The 24,506-nt window shown below is 67.6% G+C and carries 27 protein-coding genes; 20 read left to right on the top strand and 7 right to left on the bottom strand.

The features are described 5' to 3' along the window. The first annotated feature begins 2 nt into the window (after positions 1 to 2). Together WBL06_RS02615 and WBL06_RS02610 are read left to right on the top strand one after the other, a co-directional pair. A complete protein-coding gene (locus WBL06_RS02615) occupies positions 3 to 659 on the top strand; it encodes a response regulator transcription factor (RefSeq protein WP_424454421.1) in 657 nt (218 codons plus the stop codon). Between the two features lie 186 nt (positions 660 to 845). Beyond that, positions 846 to 3,083: a family 16 glycoside hydrolase gene (locus tag WBL06_RS02610; protein WP_424454420.1), complete on the top strand. Its 2,238-nt coding sequence runs from the start codon at positions 846 to 848 to the stop codon at positions 3,081 to 3,083. Positions 3,084 to 3,120: 37 nt separating this feature from the next. On the opposite strand, the gene WBL06_RS02605 is transcribed toward WBL06_RS02610, so the two are convergent. Then, entirely contained in the window at positions 3,121 to 4,140 is a 1,020-nt protein-coding gene (locus WBL06_RS02605; protein WP_424454419.1) for a LacI family DNA-binding transcriptional regulator, read from the bottom strand. Between the two features lie 168 nt (positions 4,141 to 4,308). Here WBL06_RS02605 and WBL06_RS02600 point away from each other — a divergent pair, with 168 nt between their 5' ends. The 4 genes from WBL06_RS02600 to WBL06_RS02585 are packed head-to-tail and all read left to right on the top strand — an operon-like array spanning position 4,309 to position 9,586. Continuing rightward, positions 4,309 to 5,664: an ABC transporter substrate-binding protein gene (locus WBL06_RS02600; RefSeq protein ID WP_424454418.1), complete on the top strand. Its 1,356-nt coding sequence runs from the start codon at positions 4,309 to 4,311 to the stop codon at positions 5,662 to 5,664. Positions 5,665 to 5,694: 30 nt separating this feature from the next. Next, entirely contained in the window at positions 5,695 to 6,621 is a 927-nt protein-coding gene (locus WBL06_RS02595; RefSeq protein ID WP_424454417.1) for a carbohydrate ABC transporter permease, read from the top strand. A 2-nt stretch (positions 6,622 to 6,623) separates the two neighbouring features. Then, entirely contained in the window at positions 6,624 to 7,496 is an 873-nt protein-coding gene (locus tag WBL06_RS02590) for a carbohydrate ABC transporter permease (RefSeq protein ID WP_424454416.1), read from the top strand. 35 nt (positions 7,497 to 7,531) lie between these two features. After that, positions 7,532 to 9,586: a glycoside hydrolase family 2 protein gene (locus WBL06_RS02585; RefSeq protein WP_424454415.1), complete on the top strand. Its 2,055-nt coding sequence runs from the start codon at positions 7,532 to 7,534 to the stop codon at positions 9,584 to 9,586. Positions 9,587 to 9,641: 55 nt separating this feature from the next. Here WBL06_RS02585 and WBL06_RS02580 read toward each other — a convergent pair whose 3' ends face one another. The 3 genes from WBL06_RS02580 to WBL06_RS02570 are packed head-to-tail and all read right to left on the bottom strand — an operon-like array spanning position 9,642 to position 10,357. Beyond that, positions 9,642 to 10,007 carry a hypothetical protein gene (locus tag WBL06_RS02580; RefSeq protein ID WP_424454414.1) on the bottom strand — a complete coding sequence of 122 codons (366 nt, stop codon included), beginning with the start codon at positions 10,005 to 10,007 and terminating at the stop codon, positions 9,642 to 9,644. Then, complete coding sequence (locus WBL06_RS02575; RefSeq protein ID WP_424454413.1) at positions 9,968 to 10,162, bottom strand: PLDc N-terminal domain-containing protein; 195 nt, start codon at positions 10,160 to 10,162, stop codon at positions 9,968 to 9,970. The genes WBL06_RS02580 and WBL06_RS02575 overlap by 40 nt, the downstream gene beginning before the upstream one ends. Before the next feature lie 9 nt (positions 10,163 to 10,171). After that, positions 10,172 to 10,357 (bottom strand): hypothetical protein, encoded by a 186-nt coding sequence (locus tag WBL06_RS02570; RefSeq protein ID WP_424454412.1) that lies wholly within the window; start codon positions 10,355 to 10,357, stop codon positions 10,172 to 10,174. A 46-nt stretch (positions 10,358 to 10,403) separates the two neighbouring features. Between WBL06_RS02570 and WBL06_RS02565 the strand changes: the two genes are divergently transcribed. Both WBL06_RS02565 and WBL06_RS02560 read left to right on the top strand, forming a co-directional pair. Then, entirely contained in the window at positions 10,404 to 10,760 is a 357-nt protein-coding gene (locus tag WBL06_RS02565) for an ArsR/SmtB family transcription factor (RefSeq protein ID WP_424454411.1), read from the top strand. Next, the gene (locus WBL06_RS02560; protein ID WP_424454410.1) at positions 10,757 to 11,797 is read left to right on the top strand and encodes a cation diffusion facilitator family transporter; all 1,041 of its coding nucleotides are present in this window, start codon (positions 10,757 to 10,759) and stop codon (positions 11,795 to 11,797) included. Before WBL06_RS02565 ends, WBL06_RS02560 begins: the two co-directional genes overlap by 4 nt. A gap of 22 nt (positions 11,798 to 11,819) precedes the next feature. Here the strand turns inward: WBL06_RS02560 and WBL06_RS02555 are convergent, their stop codons facing one another. Then, on the bottom strand, positions 11,820 to 13,157 hold the full coding sequence (locus WBL06_RS02555; protein WP_424454409.1) for a PLP-dependent aminotransferase family protein: 1,338 nt from the start codon (positions 13,155 to 13,157) through the stop codon (positions 11,820 to 11,822). Positions 13,158 to 13,258: 101 nt separating this feature from the next. On the opposite strand from WBL06_RS02555, the gene WBL06_RS02550 reads away from it, so the two are divergent. The 8 genes from WBL06_RS02550 to WBL06_RS02515 all read left to right on the top strand — a co-directional run bounded on the left by WBL06_RS02550 (position 13,259) and on the right by WBL06_RS02515 (position 21,772). Then, positions 13,259 to 14,110, top strand: a complete 852-nt coding sequence (locus WBL06_RS02550) for a nitrilase-related carbon-nitrogen hydrolase (RefSeq protein ID WP_424454408.1) — start codon at positions 13,259 to 13,261, stop codon at positions 14,108 to 14,110. A 3-nt stretch (positions 14,111 to 14,113) separates the two neighbouring features. Next, the gene (hydA, locus tag WBL06_RS02545; RefSeq protein ID WP_424454407.1) at positions 14,114 to 15,547 is read left to right on the top strand and encodes a dihydropyrimidinase; all 1,434 of its coding nucleotides are present in this window, start codon (positions 14,114 to 14,116) and stop codon (positions 15,545 to 15,547) included. 106 nt (positions 15,548 to 15,653) lie between these two features. Further along, complete coding sequence (locus WBL06_RS02540) at positions 15,654 to 16,682, top strand: TIGR03842 family LLM class F420-dependent oxidoreductase (protein WP_424454406.1); 1,029 nt, start codon at positions 15,654 to 15,656, stop codon at positions 16,680 to 16,682. After that, entirely contained in the window at positions 16,682 to 17,572 is an 891-nt protein-coding gene (locus tag WBL06_RS02535) for an ABC transporter permease (RefSeq protein WP_424454405.1), read from the top strand. Before WBL06_RS02540 ends, WBL06_RS02535 begins: the two co-directional genes overlap by 1 nt. Then, the gene (locus WBL06_RS02530) at positions 17,569 to 18,375 is read left to right on the top strand and encodes an ABC transporter ATP-binding protein (RefSeq protein WP_424454404.1); all 807 of its coding nucleotides are present in this window, start codon (positions 17,569 to 17,571) and stop codon (positions 18,373 to 18,375) included. The genes WBL06_RS02535 and WBL06_RS02530 overlap by 4 nt, the downstream gene beginning before the upstream one ends. Continuing rightward, positions 18,372 to 19,142 carry an ABC transporter permease gene (locus tag WBL06_RS02525; RefSeq protein WP_424454403.1) on the top strand — a complete coding sequence of 257 codons (771 nt, stop codon included), beginning with the start codon at positions 18,372 to 18,374 and terminating at the stop codon, positions 19,140 to 19,142. Before WBL06_RS02530 ends, WBL06_RS02525 begins: the two co-directional genes overlap by 4 nt. A 45-nt stretch (positions 19,143 to 19,187) precedes the next feature. Next, positions 19,188 to 20,348: an ABC transporter substrate-binding protein gene (locus tag WBL06_RS02520; RefSeq protein WP_424454402.1), complete on the top strand. Its 1,161-nt coding sequence runs from the start codon at positions 19,188 to 19,190 to the stop codon at positions 20,346 to 20,348. A gap of 80 nt (positions 20,349 to 20,428) precedes the next feature. Next, on the top strand, positions 20,429 to 21,772 hold the full coding sequence (locus WBL06_RS02515; RefSeq protein ID WP_424454401.1) for an aspartate aminotransferase family protein: 1,344 nt from the start codon (positions 20,429 to 20,431) through the stop codon (positions 21,770 to 21,772). Positions 21,773 to 21,827: 55 nt separating this feature from the next. On the opposite strand, the gene WBL06_RS02510 is transcribed toward WBL06_RS02515, so the two are convergent. Together WBL06_RS02510 and WBL06_RS02505 are read right to left on the bottom strand one after the other, a co-directional pair. Next, positions 21,828 to 22,340: a hypothetical protein gene (locus WBL06_RS02510; protein ID WP_424454400.1), complete on the bottom strand. Its 513-nt coding sequence runs from the start codon at positions 22,338 to 22,340 to the stop codon at positions 21,828 to 21,830. Continuing rightward, the gene (locus WBL06_RS02505; protein WP_424454399.1) at positions 22,324 to 22,662 is read right to left on the bottom strand and encodes a helix-turn-helix domain-containing protein; all 339 of its coding nucleotides are present in this window, start codon (positions 22,660 to 22,662) and stop codon (positions 22,324 to 22,326) included. The genes WBL06_RS02510 and WBL06_RS02505 overlap by 17 nt, the downstream gene beginning before the upstream one ends. 132 nt (positions 22,663 to 22,794) lie before the next feature. Here WBL06_RS02505 and WBL06_RS02500 point away from each other — a divergent pair, with 132 nt between their 5' ends. The 4 genes from WBL06_RS02500 to WBL06_RS02485 form a co-directional block, all read left to right on the top strand. Further along, a complete protein-coding gene (locus WBL06_RS02500) occupies positions 22,795 to 23,286 on the top strand; it encodes a YceD family protein (protein ID WP_424454398.1) in 492 nt (163 codons plus the stop codon). 2 nt (positions 23,287 to 23,288) lie between these two features. Beyond that, positions 23,289 to 23,492 (top strand): 50S ribosomal protein L32, encoded by a 204-nt coding sequence (gene rpmF / locus WBL06_RS02495; RefSeq protein ID WP_191281622.1) that lies wholly within the window; start codon positions 23,289 to 23,291, stop codon positions 23,490 to 23,492. Positions 23,493 to 23,532: 40 nt separating this feature from the next. Continuing rightward, positions 23,533 to 24,249 carry a ribonuclease III gene (gene rnc / locus WBL06_RS02490; protein WP_424454397.1) on the top strand — a complete coding sequence of 239 codons (717 nt, stop codon included), beginning with the start codon at positions 23,533 to 23,535 and terminating at the stop codon, positions 24,247 to 24,249. Positions 24,250 to 24,251: 2 nt separating this feature from the next. Beyond that, positions 24,252 to 24,506: DNA-formamidopyrimidine glycosylase family protein (locus tag WBL06_RS02485; RefSeq protein WP_424454396.1), on the top strand; the 255-nt coding region annotated here is incomplete at its 3' end.

Genomic DNA, 24,506 nt, shown 5'->3' with positions numbered 1-24,506 from the left:
CAATGGAACACGTGAGCGGATTACGGGTCGTCGTCGCGGATGACTCTGTGCTGCTGCGCGAGGGCCTCGTGCGGGTGCTCGTCGAGGCCGGGCACGAGGTCGTCGGATCGTTCGGCGACGCCGACTCCCTCCTCGCCGCCGTCGTCGACCTCGACCCCGACCTGGCCGTTCTCGACGTGCGGATGCCGCCGACGTTCCGCGACGAGGGGGTGCGTGCCGCGATCCGGTTGCGGTCCCTGGTGCCGCGCGCCGGCATCCTCTTGCTGTCGCAGTACGTCGAGGTCGCCTACGCACAGGAGCTGCTCGGCTCAGGCAGCGGGGGAGTCGGCTACCTGCTGAAAGACCGGGTCGCGTCGCTGGAGGAACTGGTGGATGCCATCGACCGCATCGCCGACGGCGGCACCGTGCTCGACCCGGAGGTGGTGGCGCAACTCATCGGCCGCCGCCACGACCCGCTGGCGACCCTCACCCCGCGCGAGCGCGAGGTGCTGCAGCTGATGGCGGAGGGCCGCACCAACGCCGCGATCGCCGAGGCCCTGTTCATCGGCGTCGGCGCGGTCGAGAAGAACGTCACCTCGATCTTCGCGAAGCTCGCGCTCGAGGACTCCGGCACCGACCACCGGCGGGTGCTCGCGGTGATCGCCTGGTTGCAGCGTTAGCCGCGCGAAGGCGGGTTGCTCTCGCAGCGTTCTAGTCGTAGGGTTTTGCGCACGTTGGCAAAACTGTTGCGATGTCGCACGGCAGGTCCTTCGTCGTCGGCCTCGCCTCCGACGAAAGGCAGCAACGTGAGACGAACACTCAGTATGGGGGTCGCAGCCGCGATTCTCGCCGCCGTGATAGTGGCCGTGCCCTCTCCCGCCACCGCAGTCGCGGACGGATCGGTCTTCTTCAGCCCCAACCTCTCCACCTACCCCGATGGCGATGCCAGCTATCCCCGGCTGATCCGGATCGAGAACGACGGCAGCGCGAACGAGACCCTTCTCGCGACCTTCGCAAAGCGGTTCCAGGGAGCGCCCACCAATCTCCCGATCTACCGCAGCACGAACGGTGGGCAGAGCTGGAGCCAGGTCTCGACGATAACGTCGAACACCTCGGGCTGGGATCTCGAGGCTCCCGTGCTCTACGAGGTGCCGTACACGGCGAACGGCCTCACGGCTGGGGACATTCTCGCGGCCGGAACCGCATGGGATGTCGGCGACTACACCGCGCAGAAGGTCGAAGTGTTCCGTAGCACCAACCAGGGGTCGACCTGGTCGTACCTCTCGACCTGCACCACGACCTCGGGTGAGCCAAACACCTGGGGCCACGGCATCTGGGAGCCCTGGTTCGTACAGACCGAAGACGGCACCCTCGCTTGTTTCATCAGCGACGAGCGCCCTTCGGGCGGCTCGACGAACAACCAGATCATCGGTCACTACGAGTCGAGCAACGGCGGGGCTTCGTGGTCGGGGTCGATCACGCAGGATGTGGCGTTCCCGTCCGACAATCTCGCCCGGCCCGGAATGCAGACGATCGTCCAGCTTCCCGACGGTACCTACCTCATGAGCTACGAGATGTGCCGCGACGCGACCGACCCCGACCACGCCTGCCAGGTGTATGTGAAAACGAGCGTCGATGGGCTCGACTGGGGAACCGCGAGCGATCCCGGTGAACTCGTCGAAACCGCCGACGGTCGCCAGCTGCTACACACGCCCTACCTCGCGTGGACACCCGCGGGTGGCCCGAACGGCACGGTGCTGATCTCGGGCCAACGCGTAGTGACCGGAAGCACGGGCAGCTACACCGTCGAGCCAGAATCGGGTCGCGTTGTCTTCGCCAACACCACGATGGGCACCGGCGACTGGGTGGAGCTCACAGCACCCCTCACGATCGACCCGACGGGCGGGTACAACTCTGGCGAGCCCTCGTGCCCCGGCTACAGTTCACCGATCTTGCCGAGCGAAGACGGCGAGACGCTGCTATACCTCGCCGGGACGTGGATCTCGGGTGCCGGGAACCAGTGCGAGGTGCGCATCGGTTCGGCGAGTCTCGGCCAGGTGGACGCCGTACCGAGCTTCGCGTCGAGCACCAAACAGGGATTCGCCGAGTACGGCGGCACCTGGACTTCGGGGTCGGGCGTGCTCGCTCAGACCGCGAGCGTCGCAGGTGCCAAGGCGCTCTTCGGATCGACCGGATGGGCTGACGGTGTCTTCGAGGCAGAGGTTCGCCTCGACTCCGCGGGACAAGCAGGCCTGCTCGTCCGGGTCACCGATCCGGATGTCGGGGCCGACGCCCACGCGGGCTACTACATCGGAATCGAGTCGGCGAGCGACGAGCTCGTGCTGGGGCGCCAGAACCACAACTGGACGGGGATCGCGACCGAGGCGGTGACCGGTGGCGTGTCAACGGGCGTGTGGTACCGCCTCCGCGTCGCGGTCGAGGGGTGCGCCTTCGCTATCAGCGTGCAACCGGCGGACCTGTCGTCGGCCGCTACGACGATCAGCGAGACGGTTTCGTCATGTGCGGCGACCGGGATGTTCGGGTTCAGGGCGCACTACACGAGCGCGAGCTGGCGCGAGGTCGACCTCACACCCAACGGGTTCGCGGAGTACGGCGGCAGCTGGGCCGGGGATGACGGCATCGTGAGCGTGACGACGAGTGTTGCGGGTTCGAAAAGCCTGTGGGGTCACCCGTCCTGGACGGACTATCGAGTCGAAGCCGACGTGCGGCTCGACTCCGCAGGTCAGGCCGGCCTACTCAGTCGGGTGACGAATCCGTCGACCGGAGCGGATGCCCACACTGGCTACTACGCGGGGATCGATTCAGGGACTGACACCCTCGTGTTCGGCTACCAGGACAACAGCTGGACTGGGATTGCAAGCACGTCTGTCACCGGAGGCGTGTCGACGGGCGTCTGGTACCACCTGTCGATCACGGTTGATGGCTGCGACTTCGTTGTCACGGCGCAGCCTGCCGACCTTTCCTCGGCGGCGACGACCATCTCGCAGACAGTGACCAGTTGCGAGCCGGCCGGATCGCCGGGTCTTCGGTCGCACTACACGACAGCGAGCTGGCGTGATATGGCGGTGAGTTCGGTCGGGTGACCTGTGACGGCGGGGTCGGGCGCGACCTGCCCCGCCGTCAACCCCCGAGGCCGAGAGTGCTCTCGCGCGCGATGAGTGTGTGCGGAGCGACGACTTCCTCGGCCGGAGTGTCGGGGTCCTCGATGCGCGCGGCTATGCGGGCGACCGCCTCGCGCGCGATGAACGGAGTATCGAGCGAGACGGTGCTGAGGCTCGGGCGGGAATAGCGACCCTCCTCGATGTCGTCGATGCCGATGATCGCGACGTCCTCAGGCACGCGGAGGCCCGCGTCGAAGGCGGCTCGAAGAGCGCCCATGGCGAGTAGGTCGGAATAACAGAAGATCGCGTCCGGCCGCGGGCTTCGGGCGAGCAGCGCCGTAGTCGCCTCGTAGCCGTCGGCGCGCCGGTAGTGTTCGGCCGGCTGCAGAAGCGACGGGTCGGGTTCAAGGCCGGCCTCACGTAGGGCTGCTTCATAGCCGGCGGTGCGCTGCTGAGGCGTCGCGTAGCTCTCGGCGGGCTGGGCGCCGAGAGCGGCGATTCGTGTCCGACCGAGGTCGATCAAATGCCGGGTCGCATCGTGTGCGGCTCGCACGTTGTCGATCGCCACGTGGTCGTATCGCCCATCGAAGTCGTGCTCACCGAGCATGACGATCGGCATCGAGCTGCGTCCGTTCATCTCCCGCAGCTCAGCCTTGGTCACGAGCGGGCTGAACAGGATGCCGTCGAAGAGCATGGCGCGGTCGGCGCCAGTCAGAAGATCGCGTTCGCGCTCGTGGTCGTGTCCGGTCTGGTCGATCATGACCTGATAGCCGAGTCCGGCTGCCGCGTTGATGACATCGCGGGCGAGCTCGCTGAAGTAGGGCACGTCGATCTCAGGCACGATGAGTGCGAGGACGCCCGTGCGTCCCGTCCGCAACGTTCGGGCGACCGGATTGGGTCGATAGTCGAGTTCGGCGATCGCGGCGAGAACGCGTTCGCGCATCCGTGCGCTCACGTGGGTGTAGCCGCTCACGACATTGGACACCGTGCGCATCGACACCTGGGCGCGCTCCGCGACGTCGCGCAATGTGGCAGGCACCGGCATCTCTCCCGTCCAGTCGGCAGTGGGCTCAGCATAGCGTTTGCAACGTGCGCAAAGTCACGGTAGGGTTTGCATACGTTGGCAAACGGCGGCGCCCGAGCCGCGATCCATCTGCACGGTGGTTCGATACCCCTCACGGGCGCCATGTCACAAAGGAGTGTCCCCATGCATTTGTCTCGCAGTTCGACCCGCCTCGGCGCCCTCGGTGCCGCCGCGGTCGTCACCATCGCGCTCGCCGGTTGCGGCCCGTCGATCGGTTCTGACGACGAAGCAGACTCGACCCGACTCCAAGCGCCCACCGGCGACTCACCCTCGGGGGAGATCACCATCTGGGATCGCGAGGGCGACCTGTTCGAGGTCTTCGACGCCGCCATCGAGGCGTTCAATGAGAAGTACCCCGACATCGTCGTCAACCACGAAGCCGTCGATATCGGCGGCAAGCTCCAGAACACCCTCATCACGGGCACCGATGTTCCCGACGGTGTCTTCCTCGACGACTCGCTCGTCGCGGGCTTCGCCGACCACCTCTGGGACCTGAGCGACGTGCTCGACCCCTATCTCGCCGACATCGCGCCGCAGAAGGTCGACGTGAACTCACTCGACGGCGGCATCTATGGGGTGCCGTTCGACCTCGACCCGGGCCTCCTGTTCTACAACGCGGCGGCGCTCGAGGCCGCCGGTGTCGACGTCGACGACATCGAGACCTACGACGATCTACTCGAAGCCGCCCGCGAATACCAGGCGGCGGTCCCCGGGTCGGGTCCGATCCACCTGGAGCAAAGCGCGTTCCTCGGGCAACTGCAGCTCGAGATGTACGCGAGCCAGCTCGGCACCAGCATCGCCGACGAGAACGGCGAACTGCGACTCGACTCCCCGGAGTACGAGCAGATCCTCGGCTTCCTCGACACGGTCGCACAGGAAGGGCTCGGAACCCGCGCGGAGTACCTCGGCCCGACCGACATCGCGACGCTCGAGTCAGGACAGCAGGTCTTCTACCCCTGGGCGCAATGGTTCAGCTTCGCGACTGAGCAGCTGCTTCCCGAAACGCGCGGCGACTGGCGCGCCATGCCACTCCCGGCGTGGGAGTCCGGCGGGGCTCGCAGCGGTGCGATGGGCGGTGCGTCCTTCATCCTCCCGCGTGAGGGGGAGAACTCGGAGCTCGCCTGGTTGTTCTACGAGTTCCTGATGTTCGACGAAGCCGGTTACACGGCGGTCTACGGGCCGAACGAGGTCTACCCCGGCGGGCTCAACACCTCGATCCCGTCCTACCTCCCGGCGGCCGACCCGTCGAATCCGCTCTTCGAGCCGCTCGAGTCGCTCGGCGGGCAGGATCTGTGGGAGGTCGCAACCGAGGCCGGCGCCGAGATCCCCGGCAGCGTGCCGACCCCCACCTGGTGGGCGGGTGCGGTCGACTACCTCGGCAACAACGTCCAGCGGATGCTCGACGGCGATCTGACGCCGGCCGAGGTGATCTCGATGTCGACTGCCGACATCCAGACCAACCTGGTCGACCGGCAGTAGCCGCACCCGACTGCTGAAGGAACTACCCCGATGACCGCCACGATCGCGCCTCGCACGGTGCGTCCGGCGACCCGGCCGAAGCGGGGAGCCGCGCGCTTCCCGCTTCGCCGCCGGCTCGCGCCGTACGTGTTCGTCCTGCCGTTCGTGGCGGTCTTCGGCACCTTCAGCGTCTACCCGATGCTGTTTACCCTCCGCCTGTCGTTTACGAACTGGCGGGGATCGGGCAGCGCGGAATGGGTGGGCCTCGACAACTACAGCTACCTGCTCTCCAACCCCGGCTTCTGGTCGTCGATGTCGAACTCCGGGGTGCTCTGGCTGCTGATCGTGCCCGTGCAGCTCGTGATCGCGCTGCTCGTAGCGGTGCTGCTCGACAACGCGAAGACCCGGTTCCGCTCGTTCTACCGCACGGCATTCATCGTGCCGTTCGTGACCCCGCTCGTGGCGATCGCCCAGATCTGGGTCGTGCTGTTCGACCAGAACTACGGCGCGATCAACGGCGCCCTCGGTCTCGTCGGGCTGCCCGACATCGGCTGGCTCACGACGAGCGAGTGGGCCAAGCCGACGCTGGCGCTGCTCTTTCTCTGGAAGACGACGGGCTTCATCGTCATCATCCTGCTCTCGGGACTTCAGGCGATCGACGGCAACGTCTACGAAGCCGCAGCCCTCGACGGCGCCTCGCGCCGCAGGCAGCTGTGGAGCATCACGGTTCCGCTCATCCGCCGCACGATCATGTTCGCCGTCGTGTTGCAGACCCTCGCGGTGTTCCAGATGTTCGCGGAGCCCTACGTCGTGACGCAGGGCGGTCCGTACAACTCGACGACCACCGCGGGCTACTACCTCTACAACCACATCACGCGGGGTGACCTCGGCACGGGTGCGGCGAACTCGTTCCTCCTGGTGATCTTCGTCATGGCGCTGTCGCTCGTCTTCGTACGGCTGCTGAGGGCGAAGGACTGATCATGGCCCCTCTCCAGACTCCGCGCCGCCGCTTCGCGCTCCCCGCCGTCGGCTCGCAGCTCTTCCTCGTGCTGCTGACTCTCGGCTTTCTCGCCCCCGTCGCCTGGGCCGTGCTCTCGGCGTTCAAACCGGCGATCGACATCATCCGCTATCCGCTCGTGTTCGACCCGACGATGTTCACGCTCGACAACTACGTCGAGATGTTCTCCGATGTGCCGATCGGGCTCGGATTCCTCAACACCGGCATCGTGCTCGTCATCAAGGGCGCGATCACGTTGTTCTGCGCCCCGCTCGCTGCATACGCCTTCGCGAAATACGACTTCCCGGGCAAGACTCTGATCTTCGGCGCCGTGCTGGTCACCCTCATGCTGCCGACGATCGTGCTGATCATCCCACTGCTGCTGGAGATGAAAGAACTCGGGTGGGTGAACACCTACCAGGCGCTCATCCTGCCCGGTTCGGTCGACGCGTTCGCAATCTTCTGGATGCGGCAGGTCATCGCGGCCGTGCCCGACGAACTGCTCGACGCCGCGCGTGTCGACGGCTGCGGCGAGTTCGGCATCTTCTGGCGCATCGTCGTGCCGGTGATTCGGCCCGGACTCGCTGGGTTGGCGGTGCTCACCGTGATGAACATCTACAACGACTTCGTCTGGCCGGTCGTCGTCGCCAGCTCGGAACGGATGGCCACCCTGCAGGTGATGCTCTCGACGCTTGCGCAGACCATCACCGGCAACAAGATCGGGGCGGACTACGCGACCGTGACCGGTGAACTGCTGGCTGCAGCGTCGGTCGCGCTCGTGCCGCTCCTCATCGTCTTCATCGTCTTCCAACGGCACTTCATCAACGGCATCCTCGCCGGAAGCGTGAAGGGCTGACCATGCTCCGACCCGACTCGAAAGGCTCCACCCGCATGACTGCCGTGCCCAAACACGAGTACCCGCGCCCTGATCGCGACCGGTCAGATCGTTGGCTCACCCTCAACGGCATCTGGGATTTCGACAGCGAGGACGGCGCGGCCGAGATCGTCGTGCCCTTCGCCTGGGAGACACCGGCGTCCGGCGTCGGGCGCACCTGGCTCGAACACGCCCGCTACCGACGCACCGTCACGGTTCCGACCGAATGGACGGATGCCCGCATCGCGCTCTGTTTCGGCGCCGTTCACCACCGCGCCGTCGTCTCGATCGACGGGGTGCCCGTCGGCGAGCACGTCGGCGGCTCGACCTCGTTCGAGTTCGACGTGACCGACCGGCTCTCTCCCGGTGTGTCCGCCGAGGTCGTCGTCGAGGTGGAAGCGCCTGCCGACAAGCGCGCGATCGCGCACGGCAAGCAGCGGTCGATCCCGCGTGACGACTACGACGGGGTCTCGTTCACGCCCACCTCGGGCATCTGGCAGAGTGTGTGGCTCGAGGCCCGCGGCCGGGACTATCTGGCGACGGTTGCCGTGCGCGGCGACTCCCTCGAGGCGTTCGAGTTCGAAGGGCGGGTTGCCGGCGATGCTCCGGCGGGGGCCGAAGTGCGCGTCCGTGTCGTGGAGGGTTCCGAGGCGGGGGAGCAGGTCGCACTCGTCGCCGACGCCGATGGTCAGGTGCGCGGCCGACTCGCGCTCGTCGAGCCACGCACCTGGTCTCCCGATCATCCGCACCTCTACCGGCTCGAGTTCGAGACGGGTTCGGGTGCTTCCGCCGATCGCGTCATCGTTGTCGCGGGCCTGCGTCGCATTGAGACGCGTGGTGAGCAGCTGTTCTTGAACGGAGAGCGGTTCGTGGTGCGCGGAGTGCTCGACCAGGGCTACTGGCCCGAGACCGGGCTCACCGCGCCCGACGATGCGACCCTGCTGCGCGACCTGGATCTCGCGCGAGCGCTCGGATACAACTTGGTTCGCAAACATCTCAAGTTCGAGGAGCCGCGCTGGCTCGACCGCGCCGACCGGATGGGCATGCTCGTCTGGGCGGAGCCGGCCTGTCCGAGCCGGTTCAGTGCCGCGGCGGCGGCGGCGTTCGAGGCGCAGCTCGCGCCCATGGTGGAACGCGACGGCAACCATCCGTCGATCGTGATCTGGGGCCTCTACAACGAGGAGTGGGGTCTCGACTGGGATATCCCCGGCAGCCCGGAACGTGCCGCCGCAGCCGTACAGGCGTACGACGCGATGCGGGCGATTGATTCCTCGCGCCCGATCGTCGAGAACTCCGGCTGGGCACATGTGCGCACTGATCTCGTCGACTGGCACTACTACGACGAGGATCCGGCGGCGTGGGCTGCCAACGTCGCTGCCCTCGCCGCGGGGGAGCGTGAGGACTTTCCGGTGAAGCTCGGCCCCGACTTCATCGTCGACAAGAGCTTCTACGGCTCGGCGGACTTCCCACGACGCGGAGTGCCGATCGTCAACAGCGAATACGGCGCGGGTTTCACGAGCCTCGAACGTGCCTGGCACCTGAGGTGGCAGACCCAGGAGCTGCGGCGCCATGACCGCTTCGCCGGCTATGTCTACACCGAGCTCGCCGACGTCGAGCACGAGATGGCGGGCCTGTTCGATGCCGAGCGTCGGCCCAAAGACTGGGGCGGGCTCGACCCGGCGCACGTCAACGCCGACACCGTACTCGTCGTCGATGTGGTGCCCAGGTGCGCGGGAGCCGACATCGAGGTTCCCACAGAGCCGTGTGAGCTCGTGGTTCGGGTCTCGCACCACGGGCGGGAGGCCATCACCGGCACTGTTCGCGCGGCCTGGACATCGGCGGGCCGGCCCTTCCCGTCGACACCCCCCACAGCCGCTTCGGTGTCGAATGCGCTTGAGGCGTCCCCATTCATCCTGAGCCCTGGGGTTTCGGTCGCCGTGCCTCCGCCCGGGCGCCCCGCACGACTCCTGCTCTGGCTCGAAGATGCCGACGGACAGGTGCTCGCCCGCACATTCGTCGACGCGGCTCCGATCGAGCCACCGAACCGCCGAGGCGGCAGACCGCCCGGCTAGGGACGACGTGACGCGCGTCGCCTGCCAACGTGGCGCGCGTCACGTCTTCGACGGTCTACGTTCGCGGGCGACGGAGGCTGCCGGCGAGAAGTGCCAGCAGGATCGTGGTGAGTGCGATGAGCACCGCGCCGAGCCCGCCGATACCTGACGTGACGATGAACACCAGGTTGAGCCCGAGGCTCACCACCCCGGCCACGATCGGCACGACCGGGGTGCGAAGTGCGGGGAGGGCGAGCCCCCCGACCGCCGCCGCGATCACGACGATGTTGCCCGCGATGCGCAACGGCTCGACCTGATCGATCGCGACGTGCAACGCGATGTCGCCCACGTTCACCAGAGCGACGACAACGATCAGGATGCGGGCGAGGGAGGCCACCTCGATCATCGCTTGGGCACGCGCCCGCGGCCGAAGATCAGCCACAGGATCGAGCCGAGGATGCTGAGGAAGAACGCCACGACGATCCACACGAACTTGCCGAAGCCCCCATGGTTCGGGTTGTTCACGATCGAGACCACGGTGACGATGAAGACGACGAGGGCGATCACGCCGCCGATGCCGGCGGAAATTGGCTCCATGTTGCGAGCCTAGCGACGTTCGGTGCAACGCGAGGAGCGCCCGCATCTCGATGGTCTGCCGGGCCAGGATGATCGCGTCCACACGGTTGCCAGGACGGGCAACGCGAGCGCGACGCCGAATTCGACACCGAAGTAGCCGAGGTTGAGGGCGGCGACGGCCAGCACGATGGTGCGGAAGGTGAGGGGGTCGCTCACCCCGACATGTTTGGGGTCGGCCCCTGTTGTATGTAAGTATCTGCGTATGAATGCAGATATGCAGCAATGCGGACGCCATCCCGACAGCGAGTATGTCGAACTCGCTGTCGAGGTGTTCGCGATGCTCGCCGACGCGACCCGCGTACGCATCGTTCTCGCGTTGCGCGACGGCGAACTCTCGGTCGGCGACCTGGCGGATGCCGTGGGCAAGTCGGCGACGTCGGTGTCGCAGCATCTGGCGAAGCTGCGGCTCGCACGTATCGTGCTGACCCGCACCGACGGCACCCGCGTGTTCTACCGGCTCGCCGACGAGCACGCGAAGCGGCTCGTGAGCGACGCGATCTTCCAAGCCGAGCACAGTCTCGGCGGCACCCCGCGCCACCACCAGGAGGAGGGTTCGTGAACGACCACCACCCGCACGACCACGACCACGACCACGACCACGACCACGACCACGAGCATGAGCATGACCACCCTCACGAGCACGCGCGCGGACTGAAGGGAGTGCTTCAGGCGATCTTCGTGCCGCACAGCCACGACGCCGCCGACTCGATCGACGACGCGCTCGAGGCGAACCGCCACGGCATCCGCGCGGTCAAGATCAGTCTCGTCATCCTCCTCGTCACGACCGTGCTGCAACTCGTCGTCGTGATCGCGAGTTCGTCCGTCGCACTGCTCGCCGACACCATCCACAATTTCTCGGATGCCCTCACCGCCGTGCCGCTGTGGATCGCCTTCGTGCTCGGGCGACGCCTGCCGACCCGTCGCTACACCTACGGCTTCGGGCGCGCCGAAGATCTCGCCGGGCTGTTCATCGTGTTCGTCGTATTCGCCTCGGCGGTCGTCGCGGGGTGGCAGTCGATCGAGCGGCTGATCAACCCGCAGCCGATCAGCAACGTGTGGTGGGTGCTCGCCGCCGGCCTCGTCGGCTTCGCGGGCAATGAGGCGGTGGCGATCTACCGCATCCGGGTCGGACGCCGGATTGGATCCGCGGCCCTTGTCGCCGACGGCATCCACGCCCGCACCGACGGCTTCACCTCGCTCGCGGTGGTATTCGGCGCCGTGGGTGTGATGCTCGGATTCCCACTGGCCGACCCGATCGTCGGCCTCGTCATCTCGGCCGCGATCTTCGTGCTGCTGATCGGCACCGTGCGCAGCATCGGACGACGACTGATGGATGGCGTGGAGCCCGACCTCGTCGGGAGCGCCGCGCGGGCTCTGGCCGGTACTCCCGGGGTGCTCGCGACCTCCGAGCTCCGTCTGCGCTGGGTCGGTCACAGGTTGCAGGGTTCGGCGAACATCACCGTCGCCGACTCGCCCGTAAGCGTCGCGGAGGAGATCGCGCATGAGGCGGAGCACCGGTTGGAGCATGCGCTGCCGAACCTCGACCACGTCGTCGTGCGCTTCGACACCGGTGGCGGGCACAGCCACAGGAGGTGAGGCGGGCAGCTGAGGATCGAGCTCAGGATCCGTCCGACGTCGACGCCGCAGCCAGCGCTCGTGCGACGTCGCGGGCCGACTCGACCGGCACCACGCCGACCGTGACGCGCACGTGCGGGGCGGGAGCTGCGCCGAGTTGGAACGGCGCGCCCGGAGCGACCCGGATGCCGGCCGCAGCGAGGTGCACGAGGGCAGCGCGTTCTTCGGCCACGGGCAGCCAGGCGTTGATGCCGTCACCGCGCGGCAGCTCGACTCCGACGGCGAGGAGTTCCCGTTGCAGCGCCGCCCGCCGTGCGGCGTAGGCGGCACGCGCCGCCTCGACCTGGGCGACCGCGTCGGCATCGGTGAGCAGCGCGTGCAGGATCGCCTGGATCGTGCGCGACGTCCATCCCGGCCCCAGCAGACGCCGCGCCACGACCCGGTCGACGAGGGCGCGCGGACCGCCGAGGGCGCCGATGCGCAGGTCGGGGCCGTGCGACTTCGAGAAGCTCTTCACGTGCAGCACCCGGTCGGGCACGGCGGATGTCAGGGTCACGTCGGGCGCCGAAGAGATCGATCCCGAGTGGTCGTCTTCGATCACGATGGCGTTCGGGGCGGTGCGGGAGCGCGTGAGCAGCCGGCCGAGCTGCGCCGCCCGTTCCGGGGAGAGCGACGCCCCCGTCGGGTTGTGGGCGCGAGTCTGCAGCAGCACCACGGCGGGCGCGGTGCCGAGGGCACGCGCGAACGCGTCGGGCAGCATGCCGTCGGCATCCATCTCGACCCCGACCGGCTCGAGCCCGTAGGCGTCGAGCAGGTCGAGGAACGGCGGGAACGTCGGATTCTCGACGAGTACCCGGTCGCCGTACCGCACGAGGGTCGCGAGCGCTCGGTCGATGGCGTCGAGGGCACCGTTGGTAACGGTGATCGATTCGACCTCGCTCGGCCAGGTGCTGCGCAACAAATCGTGCAGCTCGGGGATGTCGGGCTTGGCCTGATACGACCGCGTGTCGACGTGCACCTCAAGTGCGGCGAGGAGCGGGCCGAGGCGGGGCAGCAGGGACGGGTCGGGGGTGCCGCGCGATAGATCGAGCGCAGCCTCGAGCGAGCCGTCGAGTCCCTGATAGCGCCGCGGCATCCATTCCCTCGGGGCGGAGCGCACGAAGCTGCCGGAGCGTCCCCGGGAGGTGATGAGACCCGCCGCGGCGAGGGTCTGCCAGGCGTGACTGACGGTGGCCGGCGAGACCCCGAGGTCTTTCGCGAGATCGCGCACGGTGGGTAGCCGGTCACCGGGCGCGAGGTCTCCGGTGGTGATCAGGCGCGAGATCGCTCCGGCAATGCCGTGCGGCGTGCGCTTTTCCACGGTGAGAGCTACCGACTTCACGCGAGACCGCCTAGCTTTCTGTTACGCCAAAGACATGGAATGAAACAACAAAGAAATGTTTACGGCGAACAATAACAAAAGACAACCTGGGAAGGACGGGCATGGCCAACATCGTGCGCGCAGCCATTACGCAGACCACCTGGACCGGCGACAAGGAGTCGATGCTCGACAAGCACGAAGGCTTCGCGCGTGAGGCGGCGAAGCAGGGCGCGCAGGTCGTCTGCTTCCAGGAACTGTTCTACGGCCCGTACTTCGGCATCACCGAAGACAAGAAGTACTACCGCTACGCCGAACCCGCCGACGGCCCGATCGTGCAGCGGTTCGCGGCGCTGGCGAAAGAGCTCGGGGTCGTGATGATCCTGCCCATCTACGAAGAAGACATGACGGGCGTCTACTACAACACCGCGGTGGTGGTGGATGCCGACGGACGCGTCTTAGGCAAGTACCGCAAGCACCACATCCCGCATCTCGATAGGTTCTGGGAGAAGTTCTACTTCCGCCCCGGCAACGGTGGCTACCCGGTGTTCGACACCGCCGTCGGCAAGATCGGCGTCTACATCTGTTACGACCGACACTTCCCCGAGGGCTGGCGCGAGCTCGCCCTGAACGGGGCGCACATGGTGTTCAACCCGAACGCCACCAAGCCCGGGCTCTCCAACCGGCTGTGGGAGGTCGAGGGGCCGTGCGCCGCGGTGGCGAACGGCATGTTCGTGCTGCAGCCCAACCGCGTCGGGCGCGAAGACAACGAGTACGGCGAACTCGCCGTCGACTTCTACGGCACCAGCCAGGTGATCGACCCGCGCGGCAACTTCGTCGGGGAGCGCGGTTCGGGTGAGCACGAAGAGATACTGGTGCGCGACCTCGACATGGACATGGTTCAGCAGATGCGCGACGACTGGCAGTTCTTCCGAGACCGCCGGCCCGAGTCGTACACCGCGACGGCAAGGCCCTGACTCATGAGCACGACGCTGATCAAGGGCGGAACCGTCGTCTCGGCCACCGGCCGCACCGAAGCTGACGTTCTCATCGACGGCGAGAAGATCGTCGCGCTGCTCGCGCCCGGCTCCGTGCTGCTCGGCGCCGACCTGGGCGCATCCGCCGACACCGTGATCGACGCGACCGGCAAGTACGTCATCCCCGGCGGCATCGACGCGCACACCCACTTCGAGTTGCCCTTTGGCGGCACCGAGGCATCCGACAGTTTCGAGTCGGGTACCCGTGCTGCCGCGTGGGGAGGCACGACGACGGTGGTCGACTTCGCCGTGCAGGTCGCCGGCACCCCGGTGCCAGACGGGCTCGCCGCCTGGCACGAGAAGGCCGCGGGCAACTGCGCGATCGACTACGGCTTCCACCAGATCATCGGTGGCGTCGACGAGGCATCCCTCGCCTACATGCCGAAGCTGCTGGATGAAGGCATCTCGAGTTACAAGATGTTCATGGCCTACCCGGGGGTGTTCTACTCCGACGACGGGCAGATCCTGCGGGCGATGCAGAAGGCCGCCGAGCTCGGGCTGCTGACGATGATGCACGCCGAGAACGGCCCCGCGATCGACGTGCTCGCCGCCCAGCTCGCGGAGGCCGGCAAGACCACGCCGTACTACCACGGCATCGCGCGCGCCTGGCAGATGGAGGAGGAGGCGACGCACCGGGCGATCATGCTGTCGCACCTCACCGGTGCGCCCTTGTACGTGGTGCACGTCAGCGCGAAGCAGGCGGTGGAACAGCTCGCCTGGGCCCGGGATCGCGGCCAGAACGTGTTCGGTGAGACCTGCCCGCAGTACCTCTACCTGTCGCTTGAAGAGCAGTTGGGTGCGACATCGGAGGAATGGGGGAGCTTCGAAGGTGCGAAGTGGGTGTGCTCGACGCCGCTGCGTTCCCGCGAGGAGGGCCACCAGGATCACATGTGGCAGGCGCTGCGCACCAACGACCTCCAGATGGTGTCGACCGACCACTGCCCGTTCTGCATGAAGGGACAGAAGGAGCTCGGAAAGGGCGACTTCCGCAAGATCCCGAACGGCATCGGCAGCGTCGAACACCGCATGGACCTCATGTACCAGGGCGTCGTCACCGGGCAGCTCACCCTCGAGCGTTGGGTGGAGCTAACATCCACGACCCCTGCGCGCATGTTCGGCATGTATGGCAAGAAGGGCGTCATCGCCCCCGGAGCCGACGGGGATGTCGTCGTCTACGACCCCAACGGCCACACGAGAATCTCGGCCACGACCCACCACATGAATATGGACCACTCCGCCTGGGAGGGCTACGAAATCGACGGCCACGTCGACACCGTGCTGTCTCGCGGCAAGGTCATCATCGATCGTGCCCAGTACCTCGGATCGAAGGGCGACGGACGCTTCCTCAAGCGCGGCCTGTCGCAGTACCTCGTATGAACGCCGTGACTTCGGTCATAGAACCCTCTATGGCGCTAGGGAACTCCGCACGCGGGATTCCCTGGCGCCAGAGAACCCTCTATGGCGGCAAAGGGACGGACAACTGATGGATTTCGGAGCAGTACTTCAGACGAACCCGCCGGCTTCGCGCACGGTGCACCTCGCGAAGCTGGCGGAACAGTACGGGTTCAGCCACGTGTGGACGTTCGACTCGCACCTGCTGTGGCAGGAGCCGTACGTCATCTACAGCCAGATCCTCGCCGAGACGCGGCGGGTGAAGGTGGGCCCGTTCGTCACCAACCCGGCGACGCGCGACTGGACTGTCACGGCATCCGTCTTCGCGACGCTCAACGAGATGTATGGCAACCGCACGGTCGTCGGCATCGGCCGCGGCGACTCGGCCGTGCGGGTCACGAACGGCAAGCCGACGACGCTCAAGGAGCTGCGCGAGTCGATCCACGTGATCCGCGAGCTCGGCAACTCGCGCAGCGTCGAGTACAACGGCGCCGAGCTGCGCTTCCCGTGGAGTCGGGGCAGCGAACTCGAGGTCTGGGTCGCCGCCTACGGCCCGCTGGCGCTGAAGCTCACGGGCGAGGTCGGCGACGGCTTCATCCTGCAGCTCGCCGACGTCGACATCGCGAAGTGGATGATCGCGACGGTGCGTGACGCCGCCGAGAAGGTGGGCCGAGACCCCGACAGCATCACCTTCTGCGTCGCCGCGCCGTTCTACATCACCGACGGCACGGATGCCGGGCTCGCCCACGCGCGGGAACAGTCGCGCTGGTTCGGCGGCATGGTGGGTAACCACGTCGCCGACATCGTCGCGAAGTACGGAGACTCGGGGGCCGTCCCGCAGGCGCTCACGGATTACATCAAGGGCCGCGAAGGCTACGACTACAACTCGCACGGCAAGGCCGAGAACGACCATGTCGACTTCGTACCCGACGAGATCGTCGACCGGTTCTGCATCCTCGGCACGGCTGCCGACCACATCGCGAAGCTCGAGCAGCTCAAGGCGATCGGCGTGCACCAGTTCGCGGGCTATCTGCAGCACGACAACAAGGAGGAGACCCTCCGCGTCTACGGAGAGACCGTCATCCCCGCGATGCGCGAACACGTAACGGCCAAGGCCTGATGCAGCGCTGGGCCGGCGCCGCATGGGGGGTGCTCGGCGTGCTTGCGGTCGCGGGCGCATGGCAGCTGTACAAGTTCCTCGGCCCGGCCGACGGATTCGTCGTCGGTGCGATCGCGGGCGAGACCGGCTCGGGCGTGATGCTGCTGCCGCGCACTCACGACCGCGCGATGCCGCACCTCTGGGACATGGTCACCCGCCTGTTCGAGTCGACCAGCGGGGGAGACACTCCGCCACTCATCGTCTCGGTCGCCTCCGCCGCACTGCTCACCCTCGGCATCGCGGCGGCCGGGTGGGCGATCGGCGTCGCCGTCGGGATGCTGTTGGGCCTGGCGATGCAGCGCTGGCGGCTCGTCGAGTGGGGGCTGCTGCCCTGGATCGTCGTCAGCCAGACGGTTCCGCTCATCGCCTTCGCCCCGGTGGTGAACGTCATCGGCAACCAGATCGACCGCGGCGGCTTCCCGTGGCCGCAGTGGGTGTCGGTCGCCGTGATCGCCTCGTACCTCGCGTTCTTCCCGGTCGCCATCGGGGCGCTCAAGGGCCTCGGGTCGCCCGACCGCATCCATCTCGATCTCATGCGCAGCTACGCCGCCGGCTACCGGGCCACCCTGCTGCGCCTGCGGCTCCCGGCCGCCGTGCCGTACCTGTTGCCCGCCCTGCGACTGGCCGCTGCGAACGCCGTCATCGGCGCCGTCGTCGCGGAAGTCTCGATCGGAATGCGGGGCGGCATCGGTCGCATGCTCATCCAACTGGCGGGGCAAGGGTCGAGCGACCCGGCAGCCCCGTGGGGTCCGACCTTCGGGTCGATCGCGCTCGGCCTCGTGGCCGCCGGCTCGGTCGCGCTCGTCGGGTTGGGCCTGCGCAGATATCGACGCGGAGAGGCGACGACGTGACGACCAGCACCACCTCCATCCCGGCCGTGAGGGCCGAGGGCGTCGGCAAGACGTTCCCGACGAAGGGCGGGGATGTCGTCGCGCTCACCGGCGTCGACCTCGAGGTCGCGGCCGGCGAGTTCGTCTCGCTGATCGGGCCCTCGGGATGCGGCAAGTCGACGCTCCTGCGCCTCATCGCCGACCTCGACGACGCCTCGGAGGGCGCGCTCGAAGTGTTCGGCAAACCGGCCCGCGCGGCCCGACTCGACCAGGACTACGGCATCGCGTTTCAGCAGTCCGGCCTGCTGCCGTGGCGCAGCGTCGGGGCGAACATCGCGTTGCCGCTCGAACTGCACGGGGTGAGCTCATCCGACCGGGCGAAACGCGTCACCGAACTCGCCGAATTGGTGGGGCTCACCGACTTCGTCGACCGTTACCCCGACCAGCTCTCCGGCGGGATGCAGCAGCGTGTCGCGATCGCGCGGGCGCTCGCCGAGCACCCGCGGCTGCTGCTGATGGACGAGCCGTTCGGCGCGCTCGACGAGATGACCCGCGAGTACCTGCAGTCGGAGCTCGCCCGCATCGCCGCCGAAACCGGCGCGGCCGTCGTGTTCGTGACGCACTCGATCCCCGAGGCGGTGTTCCTCTCCGACCGGGTGGTCGTGATGAGCCCGCGACCGGGGCGGATCACGGATGTCATCGAGACCGGGCTCGGCGCGAACCGCGGCGAGGCGCTGCGCGAGTCGCCTGAGTACTTCGCGAAGGTGACCGAGGTACGCGAGGCGCTGCATGGCGCCCCGGTCGAGAGGGCGAACGAGCGATGACTGCTCGCGTGTGGCCCGCCTGGGTGCGCTTCGCCGCACCCATCGTGGTCGGCATCCTGCTCATCGCCCTGTGGGTGCTCGTCGTCGACGTGCTCAAGATCGCGCCGCGCATGGTGCCCGGCCCCGCCGCCATCGGAACGGAACTCGCGCTGCGCATCGGGATCATCGGCGAGGACATGCTCATCACCGGCACCAACTCCCTCGTCGGGCTGCTGTTCGGCGCGCTGCTGGGCATCGTGCTGGCCGGGCTCGGCGCCGCGGCGAGGCCGATCGACGGGATGCTCGCTCCGCTGGTCGCCGCACTCGCCGTCGTGCCGATCGTGGCGCTCACCCCCATCCTCAACACGATGTTCGGCGCCTCGAGCCAGTTCGGCCGGCAGGCGGTCGCGGCGATCGCGGCCTTCATTCCCGTCTACATCAACGTGCTGCGCGGGTTGCGCCAGACCCGCCCGGTGCACCGCGACCTGCTGCGGGCGTCCGGGGCGACCGGGTGGCAGACCTTCGGCAAGCTGACCCTGCCGACTGCCCTGCCGTACCTGCTCACGGGGGTGCGCATCGCGGCATCCCTCGCCGTCATCTCGGCGCTCGTGGCCGAGTACTTCGGTGGCCCGGCCGACGGCATCGGCACCGCGATCGCCACCTATGCGAAGTCGGGCCGAGCGGCTCTGGCGTGGGCCTACGTCGCCGGGGCGATCGCCATCGGTCTGTTGTTCTTCCTCGTCACGTCGCTGCTGGAGCGGCTCGTGACGAGGCGCTCGCCGGTCTGACCGGCATCCATGTCCCACCCCGCACCACCGATGAAAGGACACAGCATGAAACACAGCATCAGACGCACGCTGCTCGCCACCGCTGCCGCCGCGACCGCGCTCACGCTTGCCGCGTGCACCGGCCCTGCCGACCCCGGAACCGACGACGGCGACTTCGAGCCGCTCACCGAGATCAGCCTGCAGCTGCAGTGGCTGCCTCAGGCGCAGTTCGCCGGCTACTACGTCGCCCTCGACCAGGGCTACTTCGAAGACGAGGGCTTCGACTCCGTCGACATCGTCCCCTCGGGGGGCGACATCGTGCCGCAGGACGCCCTCGTCGCCGGGGACGTCGACTTCGCAATCGCGTGGGTTCCGAAGGTGCTCGGCAGCATCGAGGCCAGCGGCGTCGAGCTGACGAACATCGCGCAGGTGTTCCAGAAGTCGGGAACGTTGCAGGTCTCGTGGGCCGACAGCGGCATCGAGTCGGTTGCCGACTTCGAGGGCAAGCGCATCGGCTCGTGGGGCTTCGGCAACGAGTGGGAGATCTTCGCCGCGATGGCGGATGAGGGTCTCGACTCGACCACGGTGTCGATCACGACGCAGGACTTCAGCATGAACGCCCTGCTCGATGGCGACGTCGACGCCGCTCAGGCGATGACGTACAACGAGTGGGCGCAGGTGCTCGAGGTCGTGAACCCCGACACCGGCGAGCTGTACCAGCCGGAGGACTTCAACGTCATCTCGTATGAAGACACCGCCGGCGCGATGCTGCAGGACGCGATCTGGGCCGACACCGCCCGTCTCGACGACCCGGCCTACGCGGATGCCGCGGTGCGGTTCCTGAAGGCGATCATCAGGGGGTGGGTCTACGCCCGTGACAACCCCGAGGATGCCGCGGCGATCGTCTACGACGCCGCCATCAACGCCGAAGCCGCCTTCCCGGTCGGCCCGGTGCACCAGCTGTGGCAGATGAACGAGGTCAACAAGCTGATCTGGGCCGGTGGCGACTTCGGCCTGATCGACGCGAGTGCTTGGGACCGGACCGTCGCGGGTGCGCTCGCGGCGACCAACCAGGACGGCCTCAACCTCATCACGGCGGAGCCCCCCGCTTCGGCGTACTCGAACGAGTACATCGAACTGGCGCTCGCCGAACTGCTGGCGGCTGACGTCGTCGTCGACGGCGCGTACACGCCGATCGACGTCACCCTCACCGAGGGCGGCCAGTAACCACGTAGCACCGGTGGGGGTGCCTGCTCGCCAGGCGCCCCCACCATCCGCTCCACCCGTTTCACGAAAGGCACCACACCATGAGCGACACCGCAGCCGATCTCGATCCGGCTCTCGGCCGGCGCACGTACGACCTCGACCGGGCGCACGTCTTCCACTCCTGGTCGGCGCAGGGGTCGCTCACCCCGTTCGTCGTCGCCGGAGGTCTCGGCAGCGAGGTGTGGAATTACGACGGCACCCGCTACCTCGACTTCTCGAGCCAGCTCGTCAACATGAACATCGGCCACGCGCATCCGAAGGTCGTCGCGGCGATCCAGAAGCAGGCTGCCGAGCTGCCGATGGTCGCCCCCGCGCATGCCAACCTGGCCCGCGGCGAGGCGGCATCCCGAATTCTGGCGCGCGCCGGGTCGCACTTCGGCAAGGTGTTCTTCACCAACGGCGGGGCGGATGCCAACGAGAACGCCATCCGCATGGCCCGCCTCACGACGGGTCGCGACAAGGTGCTTTCGACGTACCGCAGTTACCACGGCAACACCGGAGCGGCGGTCGTCGCGACCGGCGACTGGCGGCGGGTGCCGAACGAGTACGCGCGGGGCCACGTGCACTTCTTCGGGCCGTTCCTCTACCGCTCGGAGTTCTGGGCGTCGACGCCGGAAGAGGAGAGCGCCCGCGCGCTGCATCACCTCGAGCGGGTGATCGTGAGCGAGGGGGCATCCTCGATCGCCGCGATCCTGCTCGAAGGCGTGCCCGGCACGGCGGGCGTGATGGTTCCGCCCCCCGGCTATCTGACGGGCGTGCGCGAACTGTGCGACAAGTACGGCATCCTGTTGATTCTCGACGAGGTCATGTCGGGCTTCGGCCGCACCGGCTCGTGGTTCTCGTGGCAGCACCGACAAGTCAACCCCGACGGCATCGTGCCCGACCTGATCACCTTCGCGAAGGGCGTGAACTCGGGCTACGTGCCCGTGGGTGGCGTCATCATCTCGGAGTCGATCTCGGGCGCTTTCGACGATCAGGTGTTCCCGGGTGGGCTCACCTACTCCGGGCATCCGCTCGCGATGGCGTCGATCGTCGCGTCGATCGACGCGATGGAGGAGGAGGGCATCATCGAGAACGCCGCCGCGATCGGCGAGAACGTGCTCGGCCCCGGTCTCCACGCCCTGGCCGAACAGCATCCGATCATCGGCGACGTGCGCGGGCTCGGGGTGTTCTGGGCGCTCGACCTCGTCTCCGACCGTGAGACCCGCGAGCCGGTGGCGCCGTCGGTCATCGGCGCGCTGAAGACCGAGCTGCTGTCGCGCGGGCTGCTGCCCTTCGTCGCCGACAACCGGCTGCACGTCGTGCCGCCGTGCGTCGTCACGCCCGAGGAGTGCCTGCGCGGGCTCGCGATCATCGACGAGGCCCTGACCGCGATCGGCGGCTGACATCCCGCGGGATGACTCGGTGGTCGAGTAGCGGCCGAAGGCCGCGTGTCGAGACCTATGACCGGTTGCGCGGGTTGCGCGAGGCGAGGATCTCGCGCAACGTCGGCAACACGCGCTGATCCTTGGGGCGGTTGGCGGCCTGCTTCGACCGGATGACGTCGGCCAGAGAGGCGATTCGGACCTCGATCCCCTGGATCCGCTCGTCGGCCGCGTCGCGGGCCAGGTCGTCGAATCCGGTCGTGCCGCTGGGGACGAACGAGATATCCAAGTCGCCGTACGAGGTTCTGAGGTTCCAAACGAGGCTTTCGCCGAGTGAGCTCCCGGTGTGCGAAAAGGGGATGCCTTCCGGTTCCGCGTCAACCCGGATTGAGGCTTCGAGCTCGGTCAGCGCCGAGGAGAGCCGATCGAGATTCTCCTGGCTCCGTTGTGGGGTGATGTCGAGATCGCGCGTGATGAACGGCGAGCCCCAATGCACGCTCGCGAGCCCCCCGATGAGGACGAACTCGACTCCATGGCGATGGAGAACCTCGAGAAGGGGACCGGACTTGAGTTCAGGCGGCACGTGCACGGATCAGGTCTACCTCCTCGACGAAGCTGCGACGGTGCTCGTGACGCTGATCTGTGGACAACGGGAGCATCCGTTGGGCTTGGATCCAGTCGGAGTCGTCGCGTTCGACGAGCATGAAGTCGAGGTCGAGCCCCATGATGCGCAGGAGGCGGATGACGTCGTCGAAGGCGGGGGAGGTGCGGCCCGACTCGAGCCTCGCGATCGCCGACTGCGTCGTGCCGGCCTCTTCGGCGAGGCGCGCCTGGGTCCACCCGACGCGTCGCCGGGCCTCCCGCACGAGGTCATTGCCCATGCCCTTGATCTGGTTGCCCATCCCTGCCATCTCGTGATCGTATCGCATCCACGCTATATAGCGCTAACGCTATGCTAGGTGAGGACCAGCTCGAGGTGGGCGGGGCGCGTACAATCGCAACTCGTGTCTGCTTCCCCGTATGTCGTGAACGTCCGCGACCTCGTGCACCGCCCCGGCGAGATGCGCGAGCGTACGCTCGACTTCGCCGTACCCGAGAAGCTCGGCGAGGGCGCCGCAGCCGTCGCGCCGGGGGAGAACATCCGCATCGACCTTCGCCTCGAAGGCTTGCACGACGGCATTCTGGTCTCCGCCGAGGTCGACACGGTCGCCCGGGCGGAGTGCGGGCGCTGCCTCGACCCGGTGCAGATCGACGTTCAAGTCGAATTCCAAGAGCTTTTCGCGTATTCTCCTGACGAAGCTTTCGACTATGTGGTTCGAGACGACCAGCTGGATCTCGAACCCGTCGTAAGGGATGCGGTGGTGTTGTCGCTACCGTTCCAGCCGGTCTGTCGCCCGGACTGTCCGGGCCTCGACCCCCTCACCGGGGAGAGGCTTCCGGACGGGTTCGAGCAGGAGGTCGAGGAGACGCCCGACCCGAGGTGGGCGGCTCTTGAAGCCCTTCGCGAAGACCTAGACACCAACGAGAAGAGATAGACATGGCCGTTCCCAAGCGCAAGCAGTCGCGCTCGAACACGCACTCCCGCCGCTCGCAGTGGAAGGCGACCCCGGTGCAGCTCGTGAAGACGATCGAGAACGGCAAGGTCACCTACAGCCTCCCGCACCGCGCAAAGGTTGTCGAAGACTCCGCCGGCACCCCCCTGTACTTGGAGTACAAGGGCCGCAAGGTCGCGGACGTCTAACACGTCCGCTCGTCCGACGCCCGCACGTCCTGAAAACGGAATGGCCGCGACCCCGGACGAACTCGCAGCCAAGCTCGGCATCTCCGTTGATGCCGGGCTTCTCGAGCTGGCGCTGACTCACCGCTCGTACGCGTACGAGAACGGCGCGATCGCCCACAACGAGCGCCTCGAGTTCCTCGGCGACGCGATCCTCGGGCAAGCGGTGACGGTGATGCTCTACCGCGAGCATCCCGACCTCGACGAGGGCGAACTCGCGAAGCGGCGGGCGAGCCTGGTGTCGGCTGTCGCCCTCGCCGAGATCGCCCGCATGATCGACCTCGGCGCGCACCTGCGCCTGGGCCGCGGCGAGGAGATGACCGGCGGTCGCGAGAAGTCGTCGATCTTGTCGGACGCACTCGAAGCCGTCATCGGCGCCGTGTACCTCGAGGACGGACCCGACGCGGCGACCGCCCTCGTGCTGCGGCTCATCGACCCGCTGCTCGCCGACCCCAAACGGTTCGGCGCGGCGATGGATCCGAAGACGAGTCTGCAAGAGCTGTCGACACGGCTCGGCAAGGGGCTGCCGCAATACCAGGTCGCCGACAGCGGCCCCGACCACTCGAAGCGCTTCCACGCTGTGGTCTGGCTCGCGGGCGAAGAGATTGCCGACGGTGACGGCACCAGCAAGAAGCAGGCCGAGATGGCTGCCGCGCTCGCCGCCTGGTCGGTGCTGCAGGATGCCCAGCGCTCGGGCGAGCGCAACCCCGACGCGGGTTAGGGATGCCGGAACTCCCCGAGGTCGAGGTCGTGCGATCGGGCCTCGAACCCGCCGTCACCGGGGCGACGGTGCGCCACGTCGAGGTGCTCGACGCCCGCTCCCTGCGTCGCCACGCGGGCCCCGAGGAAGACTTCATCGAGCGCCTCTCCGGCGCCCGCCTCCTGACGCCCGAACGCCGCGGCAAGTTCCTCTGGATTCCGGTCGAACCCCGACGATTCGTGCCGTTTGGCGGCTCAGGGCCCGAGGAACCGCCAAAC

It is taken from the genome of Pseudolysinimonas sp. (assembly GCF_049651805.1).
Taxonomy (GTDB): domain Bacteria; phylum Actinomycetota; class Actinomycetes; order Actinomycetales; family Microbacteriaceae; genus Pseudolysinimonas_A.
The sequence above is the reverse complement of the archived record's forward strand: the minus strand, read 5'-3'. Positions and strand labels throughout refer to the sequence as shown.